Below are 14,641 nucleotides of genomic sequence, written 5' to 3' on the forward strand. Positions count from 1 at the left end.
CCGGCCTGTTCGTGAGCGCTCGGCCGCCCTCCTCTTCCTGGATTCTCCCAGGGCAGGCAGGCGAGCTCCGAGACCCTGGACGGGAAGTTCCGCCGCGCGACGTTGCACGGGGCCCGGCCTGCGTTACCTCTGATCAATGACCGAAGTTCAGAGAACACCCCGTGACTACATGATTCCCGAGGGCTGCCCCGTCTGCGCGGCGGATCTGCCGGTGCGTGTCACCGCCTCGGGGCCCAACGGCGTCTGCAAGCACTGCGGGTGGTTCGGCCGTCCTCTCGTCACGGTGACCCACCAGGGCCTGCGCATCTCCTTCCAGGGCGCACAGGCGTGAGGCACTGAGGCGAATACCCTCACCCCGTCCCTCTCCCAGAGGGAGAGGGGTTGTTGTCTCCTGGCTCTCCCATGTCCAGATTGGGTCCTGAAGCGCGTCCTCCGGAGGCTTGCCTTGGGACTCCTCGACCTGTTCTCCCGCTGGCCCCTCATCCGTCAGCTCCAGGAGAAGGACTCCACCGCCCTCGGTGACACGGCCATGAGCGAGCGCAGCCGCCACCTCGCGCCGCGCACCCTCCACGCCGACAAGGTCGTCCCCTCCATCTGCCCCTACTGCGCCGTCGGCTGCGGCCAGAAGGTCTACGTCCAGGGCGACAGGATTCTCGACATCGAGGGCGATGAGGACTCGCCCATCTCCCGCGGCCGGCTCTGCCCCAAGGGCGCCGCCACCTTCCAGCTCGTCACCGGCAGTCATCGGCTCGACACCGTCCTCTACCGCCGCCCCGGTGGCACGCAGTGGGAACGCATCCCCCTCCACCAGGCCCTGGACATGGTCGCCGAGCGCGTGAAGAAGACGCGCGACGCCACCTGGGAGGACACGAACGACAAGGGCGAGGCCGTCCACCGCACCCTCGGCATCGCCCACCTCGGCGGCGCCACGCTCGACAACGAGGAGAACTACCTCATCAAGAAGCTCTTCACCGCCGGACTCGGCATCGTCCAGGTGGAGAACCAGGCTCGAATATGACACTCCTCCACGGTGCCCGGTCTGGGCATCTCGTTCGGCCGAGGCGGTGCCACCACGTTCCAGCAGGACCTGGCGAACGCGGACTGCATCCTCATCATGGGCAGCAACATGGCCGAGTGTCACCCCGTGGGCTTCCAGTGGGTGATGGAGGCCCGTGAGCGCGGCGCCACCCTCATCCACGTGGACCCGCGCTTCACCCGCACCAGCGCCATGGCGGACACATACGTGCCCCTGCGCGCGGGCTCGGACATCGCGTTCCTCGGCGGCCTCGTCCACTACATCCTGGAGAACGAGCGCTACTTCCACGACTACGTCGTGAATTACACCAACGCCCCCGCCATCCTCCGCGAGGACTTCCAGGACACCGAGGACCTCGACGGCCTCTTCAGCGGCTACGACCCGGACAAGGGCTCGTACTCTCCGCACACCTGGCAGTACGAGAACATGGACGGCGTCGTGCCCGCCGCGGGCCACAAGGAGCTCTTCGCCGAGCCCGGCGCCGGCGGCCACGGCAAGGTGCGCGGCAAGCACATCACCGAGGTGCCGAGCGACAAGACGCTCCAGCACCCGCGCTGCGTCTTCCAGGTGCTCAAGCGCCACTACGCGCGCTACACGCCGGCCGTCGTCTCGCGCATCTGCGGCGTCCCCCAGGAGCTCTTCCTCCAGGTGGCCCGCACGCTCTGCGACAACTCGGGCCGCGAGCGCACCAGCGCCTTCTGCTACGCCGTGGGTTGGACGCAGCACTCGGTGGGCGTGCAGAACATCCGCACCGCCGCCATCATCCAGCTGCTGCTCGGCAACATCGGCCGGCCCGGCGGCGGCATCATGGCCCTGCGCGGCCACGCCTCCATCCAGGGCTCCTCCGACATCCCCACCCTCTACAACCTGCTGCCCGGCTACATCCCCATGCCGCACGCGCCGGACGCGCAGCGCTTCGACCAGTACCTCCACAACAACGAGTCCGCCAGCGGCTGGTGGAGCAACTTCCCCAAGTACGTCGTCTCCCTGCTCAAGGCGTACTACGGCGACGCCGCGACGAAGGACAACGACTGGGGCTTCCACTGGATACCCAAGCTCACCGGCGACCACTCGCACATGACGACCGTCGCCGACATGGCCGATGGCAAGGTGAAGGGCTACTTCGTCCTCGGCGAGAACCCCGTCGTGGGCTCCATGAACGGCGCCCTGCAGCGCAAGGCTCTGGGCAAGCTCGACTGGCTCGTGGTCAGCGACCTGTCCCTCACCGAGACGGCCGAGTTCTGGCGCACCGCCCCCGAGGTCGTCCGCGGCGACGTGCGCCCCGAGGACATCCAGACCGAGGTCTTCTTCTTCCCGTGCGCCGCGCACACCGAGAAGGACGGCTCCTTCACCAACACCCAGCGCCTGCTCCAGTGGCACCACAAGGCAGTCGAGTCACCCGGTGAGGCGCGAAGTGATCTGCACTTCATCTTCCACCTCGGGCGCCGGCTGAAGGAGCTCTACGCGGACTCCACCGAGGAGAAGGACAGGCCTCTCCAGGCCCTCACCTGGGACTACCCGACGAAGGGCCCTCGCGAGGAGCCCGACGCCGAGGCCGTGTTGAAGGAGATCAGCGGCTATACCGTGGCGGACGGCGCCCCGGTGCCTGGTTTCTCGGAGCTGAAGGACGACGGCTCCACCGCGTGCGGCTGTTGGATTTATTCGGGCAGCTACGCGGACGGGGTGAACCAGCCGGCGCGCAGGAAGCCCGGACGGGAACAGACGTGGGTGGCATCCGAGTGGGGTTGGGCCTGGCCCGCCAACCGGCGGCTCCTCTACAACCGCGCCTCAGCGGACCCCGAGGGCCGCCCCTGGAGCGAGCGCAAGAAGTACGTCTGGTGGGACGCCCAGCAGGGCAGGTGGACGGGCGAGGACGTGCCGGACTTCATCGTGGACCGGCCGCCCTCGTACCGGCCCCTGCCGGAGACCCATGGCGTGGACACGCTCTCGGGCACGGACCCGTTCATCATGCAGGCGGACGGGAAGGGCTGGCTCTTCGCGCCGAGCGGGATGATGGACGGTCCGCTGCCCACGCACTACGAGCCGCTGGAGTCGCCCGTCCGCAACTTCCTCTACGCGCAGCAGTGCAACCCGGCGCGCTACGAGTACCGGCGCCGGGACAATCCCCTGCACCGCGCCTGGGCGGACCCGCGCTACCCGTATGTCCTCACCACGTACCGCCTCACCGAGCACCACACCGCGGGCGGCATGTCGCGCTGGCTGTCGTGGTTGAGCGAGCTGCAGCCGGAGATGTTCGTCGAGGTGTCTCCGGAGCTGGCCGCCGAGGCGGAGTTGGAGAACGGCGGCTGGTGCACGCTGTACACGGCACGTGGAGAGATTGAATGCCGGGTGCTGGTGACGGAGCGCATCCGCCCGCTGCAACTGGACGGGAAGCGGGTGCACCAGGTGGGCCTGCCGTACCACTGGGGCTACACGGGACGCGTGCGGGGAGAGAGCGCCAACGACCTGCTCGGCTTCACCGCGGATCCGAACGTCTCCATCCAGGAGTCCAAGGCGCTCACCTGCAACCTCCTCCCCGGGAGGCGCAGCCGGTACCGGCGCGCGGCCATGGGCTGGGAGCCGTGGCCCCTGCCTCCGGGCGTGGTGGACGTCCCGAGGGACCTGGAGGGCGTGGGCCCGCACGCGGAACAACCTCCGCAGGAGAAGGAGTAGCGCTCCATGGGACAGAAGGGCTTCTTCACCGACACCACGCTCTGCATCGGCTGCAAGGCCTGCGAGGTGGCCTGCAAACAGTGGAACCAGTTGCCGGATGACGGCTTCCAGTTCACCGGCATGTCCTACGACAACTCGGGGCACCTGGGCTCGTCCACCTGGCGGCACGTGGCCTTCGTCGAGCGTCCAGTGCCGAGCCCCACGCAGAACACCGCGGGGATGGCCTTCTCGTGGCTGATGGCCTCGGACGTGTGCAAGCACTGCCAGCGCGCGGGGTGCCTGGAGGCGTGCCCCACCGGCGCCATCATCCGCACGGAGTTCGACACCGTGTACGTGCAGCCGGACGTGTGCAACGGCTGCGGCTACTGCGTGACGGCGTGCCCCTTCGGCGTCATCGACCGGCGCCAGGACGACGGGCGCGCATGGAAGTGCACCCTCTGCTACGACCGGCTCGGCGAGGACATGACCCCCGCCTGCGCCAAGGCGTGCCCCACCGCCTCCATCCAGTTCGGGGATGTGGATGAATTGCGCGAGCGGGCCCACCGGCGCGTGGAGCAACTGCACGACAAGGGATTGGACGCGGCGTACCTGTACGGCGCGGACGCGGAGAACCAGCCAGGGACTGGCGGGCTGAATGCGTTCTTCCTGCTCGTGGACAAGCCCGAGGTCTACAACCTCCCGCCGGACCCGGTGGTGCCGACGATGAAGGGGAAGGATGCCTGGACCTCGATGGGGTGGGGGGCGCTGGGCATGGCCGTGGTGGCCATTGGCGCGGTGCTCCTGGGACGCGAGGTGGCGCGGTGAGTGACGACATCCGGCCCGAGGATCTGGAGAAGCGGCAGGACGGGCGCAACATCGACTCGCGGCTGGGAGTGCTGGCCGGAGAGGGCGCACAGCAGCGGGTGAGAGGCATCGACGAGGCCAATCCCTCGCGCGACCTGCTGCGGACACGGCCCTCGCAGTCGGGCGTGAACGCGGAGTCACCGAGCTACTACGGGCAGCCAGCCATCAAGGAGCCCGTGTGGATCTGGAGCATCCCGCTCTACTTCTACGTGGGCGGTGTGGCGGGCGCGGCGAGCGTGCTGGGCGCGGCGGCGGATATCTTCGGTGGGAAGCGGATGGAGGGACTCGGGCGCCGGTGCCGGTGGGTGGGCACGGCGGGCGACATCGTGAGCTCGGGGCTGCTCATCTACGACCTGGGACGGCCCGAGCGCTTCCTGAACATGCTTCGGGTGTTCCGCCCCACATCGCCCATGAGCGTGGGCTCCTGGGTGCTGGTGGGCTCGGGGGCGATGAACACCGCGTCCCTGCTGTTCGCCGGCCGGCGCGGCTGGCTGGGGCGCGCGGGAGAGGGAGCGGCCATCGCGGCGGGCTTCCTGGGATTGCCGCTCGCCGGGTACACGGCGGTGCTCATCGCCAACACGGCGGTGCCCGTGTGGCAGGCCACGCGCAAGTCGCTGCCACTGCTGTTCATGTCCTCGGCGATGGCGGGCGCCGCGAGCCTCCTGGAGCTGCTGCCACATCCGCGAAGAGAGGAGAGGGTGCTCCACCTGTTCGGCTCGGTGGGCAAGGTGGGCGAGTTGCTGGCCGGAGTCGCGGTGCAGCACGAGGCCTCGCGAATGGAGGTGCTCGAACGGCCGCTGAAGCACGGACCCTCGGGGACACTGTGGAAGGCGGCCAAGGTGTGCACCGCGGCGTCACTGGCGCTGGGCGTGTGGCCGGGCCAGCGCAAGTGGATGAAGGTAGCGGGGGCACTGCTGGGCTCGGCGGGGGCACTGCTGACACGCTTCTCGGTGTTCCGCGCGGGCAAGGCATCGGCGGCCGACCCACAGGCCACGTTCCAGCCGCAGCGCCAGGGAATGGGCGCCGCGGAGGTGACGGGGCACACGCACGCATCGGACGGGAAGCCGTTCAAGTTCCCGCTGCCGGTGTTGCATGAACAGCCGGTGCTGCCTCGAAGGGGGCTATCGGCAGCGTGGCATCAGGAGTCGGAGCAGGAGCCAGAACCTTCCTCGGGTCCTTCGCCCTGAGCCGGACTCGATGGCGGATTCTCGTGGGCGAGATGCGTCTCCAGGGAGCACTCTCCTCTTCATCGTTCTGATGATGTCCCGGGCGTGATGAGGCCATCAAGGGTCGCGTACTGCTTCGTCGTGAGCACCTCGAGCATGAGCGGCGTGTAGTCCGGGAACAATCTCTCCGCCAGCTCACCGAGCTTCAGCGCCTTTTCCAGGGTCTCCCTCGTGCGCTCGTCGTTCCAGTAGCGAATCAACCCCCGCCAGGAGTCCCTGACCGTCTCCAGTGCCTTGGCGCCGGCCTCTTCATAGAGCCTGGCGGCCTCATGAGGAGCGTTGCGGTAGGTGTCGAGGAAGTAGCCGAGCTCCACGACGGCGGGAGCACTCCGGTACGAGCTCAGGACGGCCAGCTCCAGCAGACGCTGGATTTCGGAAAGCCTGTCCTCGAGTTCCCGCCCGGGCTCCTCGAACTTCAGCAGCCGCCAGGCCAGGAAGAGGAGGTTCTGTGTGAACGCGGGGCACGCCTCGGCCAGCTCCCTGTGCGACCTCAATTGGTCAGGGTTTCCCATATCGGCCTCGGCATCCCGCCGAGCCTCCCGGAATCTCGCGACCAGCTCGTCGAGCTCCACGTGCGACATGGCTCACCTCACCGTGCCCGTCTTCTCCATGACCCGCGCTGGATCCTCGAGCAGCTTCTTGACCATCTTCAGTTGGGCCTCCGTCGCGAGGCTGAAATCCTTCTTCTCCAACATCTGCTTGATCTCGAACAGGGTGTAGTCCTTGAGCTGCGAAGGGAAGTCCTTCGCACGTTGGAGGGAGGCCTGAAGCTGCCCCACCCGGGTGTTCAACAGTGAGATCTTCTGCAGCTTCTCCGCTACCTGCGGCTTGGAGAGCAGTCCCGAAGAACTGCCCATTCGCAATCAGCATGTTGATGCGCGTGCTGACGGTCCCGCCTTTGATGCGAACTCCAGCCTCGGGCTCGTCGAATGAAACACGTGCCGCCTGCCGAGGAGTGGATGTGTCTCGAGTGCCGCCAGTGGCATGACCACACGCATGGGCGAGGAGAATGAGGACACCACAAAAAGCCCTCCAGAGCGGCATGACCCCCCTCCCTCTTCGGCACCAGGAGTTTGGGTGCATTGTACCCTGACGCCCCCAGAGCCGGCACCTCCAGGAGGTCGAGGGCATCGGCCTCGGAGTAGGCTCGCGTCCATGAGCACTCGCGCAACGAGCATCTGGGGCTGGGGCTACGCGGACAAGTTCCCCGATGCCGAGGCACGCCGCGCCCTCGGGGAGCAGGTCTCCGCGCTCCTCGGTGCACCCCCGCTGGAGCCCCGTGAGCCCGCTGCTGCCGACGCCCTGCGCCTCCCGCGTCCCCGCATTGCTCCGCCCGAGGCGTTGACGGCGCTCTGCTCGTCCGAGGATTCCGACCGCGCCGCGCATACCTACGGCAAGGGCTATGGGGATCTCGTGCGGGGCTTCCACGGGGACTTCTCCTCCGCTCCCGACTTCGTCGCCCGCCCCCGCACCGAGGAGGACGTGCGCGCCATCATGGACTGGTGCGGCGACCACCGCGTGGCCCTCATTCCCTTCGGCGGAGGCACCAGCGTCGTGCGCGGCGTCGAGGCCGCCATCGGTGACGGCTTCCGCGGCGCCGTGTCCCTCGACATGCGCGCCATGGACCGCGTCGTCGAGGTGGACCCCGTCTCCCGCGCCGCTCGCATCCAGGCCGGTGCCACCGGCCCCGTGCTCGAGGCGCAGCTCGCCTCCCACGGCTTCACCCTTCGCCACTTCCCCCAGTCCTTCGAGTTCTCCACCCTCGGCGGGTGGATCGCCACGCGCGCCGGGGGTCACTTCGCCACGCTCTACACGCACATCGACGACCTGGTGCAGTCCACCCGCATGCTCACCCCGCGCGGCCTCTACGAAACGCGCCGCCTCCCAGCCTCCGGCGCCGGCCCTGCTCCGGACAGGTTCGTGCTCGGCTCCGAGGGCACGCTCGGGGTCATCACCGAGGCCTGGGTGCGCGTCCAGCTCCGCCCCCGCTTCCGCGCCAGCGCCAGTGTCCACTTCTCAGACTTCACCTCCGGCGCTCGCGCCGTCCGTGAGATCTCCCAGTCCGGCCTCCATCCCTCCAACTGCCGCCTCCTCGATGCGCGAGAGTCCTTCCTCAATGGCGTGACGGGTGATGGCTCCTGTGTGCTCGTGCTCGCCTTCGAGTCCGCCGATCATCCGCAGCAGGCGAAGATGGAGCGCGCGCTCGCCATCACCGCCGCACACGGGGGCGAGTGCCGGGAGGGAGCCCGCTATCGCTCCGAGGAGACGGGCTCGCAGGCGCGTGCCGGTGGTGCGGCCGACAGCTGGCGCTCGGCCTTCATCGAGGCGCCGTATCTGCAGAACGTCATGGTGAGCCTCGGCGTCATCGCCGACACCTTCGAGACCGCGTGCACGTGGGACCGGTTCGATGACCTCCACGGTGCCATCCTGGAGTCCATGCGCGGTGCCTTGGAGCGCATCTGCGGCGGTGGCTCGGTGAGTTGCCGCTTCACTCACGTCTATCCGGACGGGCCCGCGCCCTATTACACGTTCATCGGCCCGGCGAAGCCCGGCGGTGAGTTGCAGCAGTGGCTGGAGCTCAAGCACGCGGCGAGCGAGGCCGTGATGGCTCACGGAGGCACCATCACCCACCACCACTCCGTGGGACGATTACACCGCCCCTGGTACGACCGCGAGCGCCCCGAACCCTTCGCCCTCGCACTGAAGGCCGTGAAGGGGGCACTGGATCCTCAGGGGATTCTCAACCCGGGTGTCCTCGTGGGGCCCTGACGGAAGACCCTCACCCCGACCCTCTCCCAGAGGGAGAGGGAGAGGGGATGGACGTGTCGCTCACAGGCCCGCCATCATCCCTCCGTCCACCGTCATCACACAGCCATTCACGTACGACGCGTCCTCCGACAGCAGCCACGCGATCGCCTTGCCCGCCTCCTCCGGCCTTCCAATCCGGCCCATCGGAATCCTCGGCAGGTAGAACTGTGTCTCCGCCTTCTCCGGCGCCCCAGGCGAAATCCTCTCGAATACCCCCTCCAGCATCGGCGTGCGGTGCGCCCCGGGGCACACCACGTTCACCCTCACCCCCTCCTTCGCGAACTCCAACGCCGCCGTCTTGCTCAGCCCGTGCATCCCGTGCTTCGCCGCCACGTAGGCCGACCCCATCGCCGTCCCCGTCAGCCCGTTCACCGATGACACGTTCACGATCGCCCCTCCCCCCGCCTTCACCATCGCCGGTATCTCGTACTTCATGCACAGCCACACGCCCCTCAGATCCACCCCCATCACCCGGTCGAACTCCTCCTCGCTCAGCTCCGTCAGCGGCACCAGCTGCATGTCCCCCAACGCCGCGTTGTTCACCGCCAGGTCCAGCCGGTCCCACTTCCCCAGCACCGTCTCCACCATCCGCTTGATGTCCTCGCCCTTCGCCATGTCCGCCTGCACGTAGAGCGCCTCCACCCCCTCCTCCCTCAACGCCCGCTCCGCCGCCTCGCCCCGCTCCCGCGTCCTCGCCACCAGCGCCACCTTCGCCCCCGCCTTCCCCAACTCCCGCGCCGCCGCCAGCCCGATCCCCGAGCTCCCCCCCGTCACCACCGCTACCTTTCCCGCGATTCCCTTCATGTTCCGCCCCCTGTTCCTCGTGTGTGGGCCGCGAACATACCCGGCCCCTCTCCCATTCCTTCGTGGACCCCCGGTAGCGGCCACGACTCCCCACCAGGAAAAGGGTCCGCTCCCCCGAGCACGCGCGAGCGGTTCGTGACAAACTGTCCACCATCGCTCAACTCCACCGTGAGTCGAGAGCTCCCGGGGGGGACACCTCGCCCATTGGGCCTTTCATGTCCGCATCGAGTGCCTTCAGCCTCAAGCCTGGAGACGCAGGCCGTGGTGAGCTCGCGGAGACCCGCGAGACGCTCGAACCTTCCACTCGCATCCGCGAGCCAGACGCGGATGCGCTGCTGGGGACGTGTCTCGGCAGCTTCCAGCTGACGCGCAAGCTGGGCCAGGGTGGCATGGGCTCCGTCTACCTCGGCCAGCACGTGGACATCGGCAGCCGCGTGGCCATCAAGGTGCTCCACGGCCGGCTGGCCAGCTCGCCCCAGGTGCTGCGCCGCTTCCACATGGAGGCGCGCGCCGTCAACCTCATCGGCCACGAGAACATCGTCAACATCATCGACATCCAGCCCGCGCCGCCCCGGCCCTACCTCGTCATGGAGTACCTGGAGGGCGAGCCCCTCTCCGCGCTGCTCGCTCGCGGGCCCGTGCCCGCCCCCGTCGCCGTCGCCCTGCTCTCCCAGGTGTGCGACGCCCTCCACGCCACGCACGCGCGCGGCATCGTCCACAGAGATCTCAAGCCCGAGAACCTCTTCCTCCTCCAGCGCGGCCACGGGCCCGCCTTCGTCAAGGTGCTCGACTTCGGCATCGCCAAGCTGCTCGACGAGGAGCACCGCGGCCCCGACACCGGCGAGGGCGCCCTCATCGGCTCGGTGGACTACATGGCCCCGGAGCAGTCGCGCGGTGACTCCGTGGACGGGCGCGCCGACCTCTACGCCCTGGGTGTCATCGCCTACCAGCTCCTCACCGGCCGCCTGCCCTTCGTCGAGAAGTCCCTCACCGCGCTGCTGCTCGCCCACCAGACCCGGCAGCCTCCCTCACCCACCTCGCTCCGCCCCGAAGTGCCTCCCGCCCTCTCCAGCGTCATCCTGCGCGCGCTCGCCAAGAGTCCCGAGGAGCGCTTCCAGAACGCCTCGACGATGCGCGGCGCGCTCCAGGTGGCGCTCGACATGGCGCGCTCCCCGGCGGGCCCTACCCGGACGCCTCCACCCATGGAGGCCCTCGGGCCGCGTCCGGCGCTCGCCCTCCCCGTGCTCGTGACGCGGGGGCCCGGCATCACCCCCGAGCAGCTCACCTGCACGGAGCTCACGCGCGGGGGCCTGTTCCTGTGCTCCGGGCAGCCCCTGCCTCCGCTGCTCTCGCGGCTCACGGTGGGCCTGGAGCATCCGGACGGGGAGATGACATGCACCGCCGAGGTGGTGCGGCACGTGCACCCCGAGGAGGCCCGCGCCTGGGGCATGGCTCCGGGTTTCGGCGTACAGTTCGTGGAGCCCTCCGTCACCTTCAAGGCCGCGGTGGCGCACCTGCTGCTGGGGCAGCCGCTGAGCACCCTGCGCCCGCCCACCGACCCGGCCGCGGACGCCGAGGCGGAGCGGATGCTCGCCCCCTACCACGCGCGCAGCACCGAGGACCTCTATGTCTTCCTCGCGCTGCCGCCGGACACGGGCTGCGAGGAGGTGCGGTTGCGCGCGCGCCGGGCCCTGCATGCACTGGGGCGGCTGCGCGAGCGCACCATCTCCGCCACCCTGCGCACCCGGGTGGACACGGTGCTCGAGCGCATCCACAAGGCCGCCGAGACACTCGGGGAGCCCCGGCGCCGGGCCAGCTACGACGCCGAGCGGGGCAACTTCCACGGCGTGGCGCGCTGTCTCTCGGCGGGGCTCACCCTCACCCAGTTGGAGGAGCTGCGGCGCGACTTCCTCGCCCACCGCCCCTACGCGGAGGGGCCCCTGCGCGTGCACCTCGCCACCGCCCGCGCGCACCAGGAAGTGGGGTTGCTCGCCCAGGCCCGTGACGCCTACGAGCGCGCCCTCATCCTGGATCCGCTGTCCCTGGAGCTGCACCGGCAGTACCGCGTCGTGTGCCGCGCACTGACGGCCCCGGGCACGCCGTAGCCCGAACCAGGAGGGAAATGCCCGAGGCGTGACATCCCGATTTCTCGGAGGGTGAACGAGTCTCACGGCTCCCCACCCGTCCGTGCTAACTCCCCGCCGACAACCTATGTCCTCCCAGGCATCACCTTCCTCTCCGTCGGCCGTGCCCCCGCGCGTGCAGCGCGTGGCCTTTCACGCCGTGGTCTCCGGCCTCACCCCCCTCATCCCCGTTCCCTTCCTCGATGAGTACGCGCTGCGCCGCGTTCGCGAGCAGATGGTGCGCGCAATCCTCCGCGAGCGCGCCCTCTCCGCGCCGGATCGCACCGTGACGGTGCTCGCCGGCCTCTACCCGCGTCAGGGCAGCCGTCTCCAACAGTTCGCCAGCAAGGCGGCCCTCTTCTCGCTGCGGCTCGCCTGGCGCAAGGCCTACAGGCGTCTGGCCACCGCCCTGTGGGTGAAGGACTGCGTGGACATGGCCTCCATCTCCCTGCACCACGGCTATCTGCTTCAGCACGCGCTCGAGCGGGGTGACCTCGACGCGCTCAACCTCGCCACCGAGGACACCGCGCGCCGCGTCCACTCCGCCATCGACGCCGCCTGCAAGGAGCTGGACGCGCGCCCCGTCAACCAGATCCTGCGCCGCCTCTTCGACGGCAGCCGGCTGCTCGTCGACGAGCTCTCCAAGGCCCTCGAGAACTGGAACGGCGCTCCCCGCACGCCCAAGCAGGACGAGGACCAGGAAGTGGCCTCGCTCGCCGAGCGCCTCGCCGCCGCCATGTGGGAGGAGCGCGGCTACTTCCAGTCGCTCGAGTCCCTCTACGTGAAGCACCTCCAGTCCCGCTGAGCACCGCGCATCCGGGCTGTCCCATCCCTCCGGCCAGCGTAGACTGCGACCCGACACCACGGGTCACCCCACCCTGGAGGATACTTCATGGCCGACCTGTTCGACGCCGTGCGCCGCGGAGACATCGCCACGGTGGAGGCCCTGTTGGAGAAGAATCCGCGGGCCATCGCCCGGGGAGATACCCTGGGTATGACGGCGCTGATGTGGGCCGCCTGGCGGGGAGATGCGCCCCTGCTCCGCCTGCTGCTGGCACGCGGCGCGAACCCCTCCGTGAAGGACATCCGGGGCACCACCGCGCTGATGCTGGCGGCCGAGCAGGGCCGCACCGAGGCGGCGCGTGTCCTCGTGCCCCTGGCGGGGGAGGACGAGCGCGGCGAGGCGCTGCGGCACGCGGCGGGCACCGGCCACATCGAGGTGGCGTGCTTCCTGTTGGACGAGGCGGGCGCGGCGCTCGAGTACGGCGGCACCGACGGAAAGACACCCCTCACCTGCGCCGTCCTCGGAGGCCACGCCGCGCTGGCCGAGGAGTTGCTGCGCCGGGGCGCCAACCTGGAGGCGCGCAGCTCCACCGTCCTGCCCCTCGAGGACCGGAACGACTCCGGCTGGCACCCGCTGCACTACGCGGCGGACCGGCGGCACCCGCTGCTGGTGCAGTTGCTCCTCACGGCCGGGGCCCAGGTGGATCCGCAGACCACCGAGGGCACCACGCCGTTGATGCTGGCGGCCCGGCGGGGAGACGAGGACTGCCTCCACCTGCTGCTTCGGGCCGGGGCGGATCCCCTCCGCCAGAACGCGCACGCCAGCTCCGCCCTGTCACTGGCGCGCAAGCATGGCAAGCCGGGCCTCCTTCAGCTCTTCGGGCCCGTGGGCGAGGACCGGCCCGGTGGCGGCCGGAACTGAGCGCCAGCGCCCGCGTCACTGCGTCATGTAGAAGAGCCCGAGGCACATCTCGTCCCCGGTGCCCTCGCCCCAGTTGACCTCCCGGGCACCCGGAGTGCTGTTGTCCCAGTGGCACTCGAGGTGGATGGAGTCACCCGGGTTCACCACCTTCGACTGGGTGAGGGCATAGGAGCCCTGCCAGTGGAAATCCCACCGGGGAATGTCGAGCAGGCACTCGCTTCCACCCGCGCCGCGGCGGATCTCCATCCGCGTGCGCGTGCCCAGCGTGTGCATGTGCAGGGCGACGTTGTGCACGGTGATGGGCTTGCCCTTCTCGAAGACGCCCCCCGTGAGCTGGTCGAGCACGGACGTCGGGTCCGCTCCCCACGCGTGGACGACGTCCGCCTGGCCCGCGGGGATGTTCATGGTCTTCTTGAGCACCCAATCGATGTTGGCCCAGGGCTGCACGAAGGCCACCTTGTCCACCGCCGTGTCCACCTTCATGGAGACCGAGGTGCGATCCGGACCGGCCTGCCCACCGTGCAGACCGTGGCCCGTGTTGTAGTGCACCTGGAGGATGACCTTGGAGCCGGCCGCCACGCGCATGCCAGTGCCCGCCGGGTAGTCCATGCCCAGGCTGCCCGGCGCCCACGAGCCGAGCCACGCCATCTGCCCTCCATTCAGGCCCGGTCCGCCGAAGCAGGTGTAGCCCGGCCCCGGCTCGTTGTCGTCGAGCGCCTGGGCCGCGGCCACCTGGTTGGGCTCGGCCAGGTACGCGATGACGTGGTGGACGATGCTCGCGTTGCCCGGGTTGGCGCGGAAGCCGGTGACGTAGCGCTGGTCGCCGTACGGCCAGTCGATGAGGAAGCAGCGGTAGTCGTCCGGGCTCTGCTGGGGCGTGTACTCGACCGGCATCGACAGCGTGGCGTCCACGCGTGACAGCCCTCCGCCCGGCTGCGGCCGGGGATTCCTCGGTGCGTCGGCCGGGTTGCCCTCGGGGCCGCCCTCGTCCGCCCAGCGGGTGATGAGCGCCACCTCCTCGCTGCCCAGCGAGCGGTCATCCAGGTACTGCGCGCACTCCCTCGACGGAGGCCAGGGCGGCATGTGGCCCGACTGCACCGAGGCCTTGATGGCGTCGCGCTGCGCCTGGGCCTGCGCGTACGTCTGGAGCGCGAAGGGCGCGATGCCTCCTTCCACGTGGCAGCTCCCGCACTTCTGTTGAATCAGCGGTCCCACGTTCTTGTGCCACGTGGCCGGTACCGGCTGGGGCGTGGGGTCCTTCGGCTCATCACACGAAGAGAGGACGGCGGCCGCGACCAGGAGCGCACCAGCTCCAATGACTCGACGCATGCGGAGACTCCTCCTTGGGGGAGCGTGCATTCTCTCCGCGCACGTCCCTCCCAACCCTCCTCATGTGGCGAGAATCACCAGAAGTGGACGACAG

12 protein-coding genes are annotated in these 14,641 nt (G+C 69.4%); 8 read left to right on the plus strand and 4 right to left on the minus strand.

The features are described from left to right. The first annotated feature begins 136 nt into the window (after nucleotides 1-136). From NR810_RS45815 to nrfD, 4 genes are all read left to right on the plus strand, one after another. The gene (locus tag NR810_RS45815) at nucleotides 137-331 is read left to right on the plus strand and encodes a hypothetical protein (RefSeq protein WP_257461989.1); all 195 of its coding nucleotides are present in this window, start codon (nucleotides 137-139) and stop codon (nucleotides 329-331) included. A gap of 114 nt (nucleotides 332-445) precedes the next feature. Next, nucleotides 446-3,709 (plus strand): formate dehydrogenase, encoded by a 3,264-nt coding sequence (fdh, locus tag NR810_RS45820; RefSeq protein ID WP_257461990.1) that lies wholly within the window; start codon nucleotides 446-448, stop codon nucleotides 3,707-3,709. A 6-nt stretch (nucleotides 3,710-3,715) separates the two neighbouring features. Then, nucleotides 3,716-4,513, plus strand: coding sequence for a 4Fe-4S dicluster domain-containing protein (locus NR810_RS45825; protein WP_257461992.1), 798 nt, complete (start codon nucleotides 3,716-3,718; stop codon nucleotides 4,511-4,513). Then, nucleotides 4,510-5,739: an NrfD/PsrC family molybdoenzyme membrane anchor subunit gene (gene nrfD / locus NR810_RS45830; RefSeq protein WP_257461994.1), complete on the plus strand. Its 1,230-nt coding sequence runs from the start codon at nucleotides 4,510-4,512 to the stop codon at nucleotides 5,737-5,739. Before NR810_RS45825 ends, nrfD begins: the two co-directional genes overlap by 4 nt. Nucleotides 5,740-5,798: 59 nt before the next feature. Here nrfD and NR810_RS45835 read toward each other — a convergent pair whose 3' ends face one another. Together NR810_RS45835 and NR810_RS45840 are read right to left on the minus strand one after the other, a co-directional pair. Next, nucleotides 5,799-6,272, minus strand: a complete 474-nt coding sequence (locus NR810_RS45835) for a hypothetical protein (RefSeq protein ID WP_257461996.1) — start codon at nucleotides 6,270-6,272, stop codon at nucleotides 5,799-5,801. A gap of 90 nt (nucleotides 6,273-6,362) precedes the next feature. Beyond that, on the minus strand, nucleotides 6,363-6,635 hold the full coding sequence (locus NR810_RS45840; protein ID WP_257461998.1) for a hypothetical protein: 273 nt from the start codon (nucleotides 6,633-6,635) through the stop codon (nucleotides 6,363-6,365). Nucleotides 6,636-6,933: 298 nt separating this feature from the next. On the opposite strand from NR810_RS45840, the gene NR810_RS45845 reads away from it, so the two are divergent. Next, the gene (locus NR810_RS45845; RefSeq protein ID WP_257462000.1) at nucleotides 6,934-8,547 is read left to right on the plus strand and encodes an FAD-binding oxidoreductase; all 1,614 of its coding nucleotides are present in this window, start codon (nucleotides 6,934-6,936) and stop codon (nucleotides 8,545-8,547) included. Between the two features lie 60 nt (nucleotides 8,548-8,607). On the opposite strand, the gene NR810_RS45850 is transcribed toward NR810_RS45845, so the two are convergent. Continuing rightward, nucleotides 8,608-9,390 (minus strand): SDR family NAD(P)-dependent oxidoreductase, encoded by a 783-nt coding sequence (locus tag NR810_RS45850; protein ID WP_257462001.1) that lies wholly within the window; start codon nucleotides 9,388-9,390, stop codon nucleotides 8,608-8,610. 215 nt (nucleotides 9,391-9,605) lie between these two features. Here NR810_RS45850 and NR810_RS45855 point away from each other — a divergent pair, with 215 nt between their 5' ends. From NR810_RS45855 to NR810_RS45865, 3 genes are all read left to right on the plus strand, one after another. Beyond that, nucleotides 9,606-11,495 carry a serine/threonine-protein kinase gene (locus NR810_RS45855; protein WP_257462002.1) on the plus strand — a complete coding sequence of 630 codons (1,890 nt, stop codon included), beginning with the start codon at nucleotides 9,606-9,608 and terminating at the stop codon, nucleotides 11,493-11,495. A 163-nt stretch (nucleotides 11,496-11,658) separates the two neighbouring features. Further along, the gene (locus NR810_RS45860; protein ID WP_257462003.1) at nucleotides 11,659-12,318 is read left to right on the plus strand and encodes a hypothetical protein; all 660 of its coding nucleotides are present in this window, start codon (nucleotides 11,659-11,661) and stop codon (nucleotides 12,316-12,318) included. An 87-nt stretch (nucleotides 12,319-12,405) separates the two neighbouring features. Next, on the plus strand, nucleotides 12,406-13,218 hold the full coding sequence (locus NR810_RS45865) for an ankyrin repeat domain-containing protein (protein ID WP_257462005.1): 813 nt from the start codon (nucleotides 12,406-12,408) through the stop codon (nucleotides 13,216-13,218). 15 nt (nucleotides 13,219-13,233) lie between these two features. Here NR810_RS45865 and NR810_RS45870 read toward each other — a convergent pair whose 3' ends face one another. Next, on the minus strand, nucleotides 13,234-14,547 hold the full coding sequence (locus NR810_RS45870; RefSeq protein WP_257462006.1) for a monooxygenase: 1,314 nt from the start codon (nucleotides 14,545-14,547) through the stop codon (nucleotides 13,234-13,236). Nucleotides 14,548-14,641 lie beyond the last annotated feature (94 nt).

Source organism: Archangium lipolyticum (genome assembly GCF_024623785.1).
Lineage (GTDB): Bacteria > Myxococcota > Myxococcia > Myxococcales > Myxococcaceae > Archangium > Archangium lipolyticum.

Bases quoted from the DNA above. Each gene is read 5' to 3' on its own strand.
- NR810_RS45825 (WP_257461992.1), top strand. From the start codon at position 3,716: ATGGGACAGAAGGGCTTCTTCACCGACACCACGCTCTGCATCGGCTGC.
- NR810_RS45870 (WP_257462006.1), bottom strand. From the start codon at position 14,547: ATGCGTCGAGTCATTGGAGCTGGTGCGCTCCTGGTCGCGGCCGCCGTC.
- NR810_RS45815 (WP_257461989.1), top strand. From the start codon at position 137: ATGACCGAAGTTCAGAGAACACCCCGTGACTACATGATTCCCGAGGGC.
- NR810_RS45850 (WP_257462001.1), bottom strand. From the start codon at position 9,390: ATGAAGGGAATCGCGGGAAAGGTAGCGGTGGTGACGGGGGGGAGCTCG.
- NR810_RS45845 (WP_257462000.1), top strand. From the start codon at position 6,934: ATGAGCACTCGCGCAACGAGCATCTGGGGCTGGGGCTACGCGGACAAG.
- NR810_RS45855 (WP_257462002.1), top strand. From the start codon at position 9,606: ATGTCCGCATCGAGTGCCTTCAGCCTCAAGCCTGGAGACGCAGGCCGT.
- NR810_RS45865 (WP_257462005.1), top strand. From the start codon at position 12,406: ATGGCCGACCTGTTCGACGCCGTGCGCCGCGGAGACATCGCCACGGTG.
- NR810_RS45840 (WP_257461998.1), bottom strand. From the start codon at position 6,635: ATGGGCAGTTCTTCGGGACTGCTCTCCAAGCCGCAGGTAGCGGAGAAG.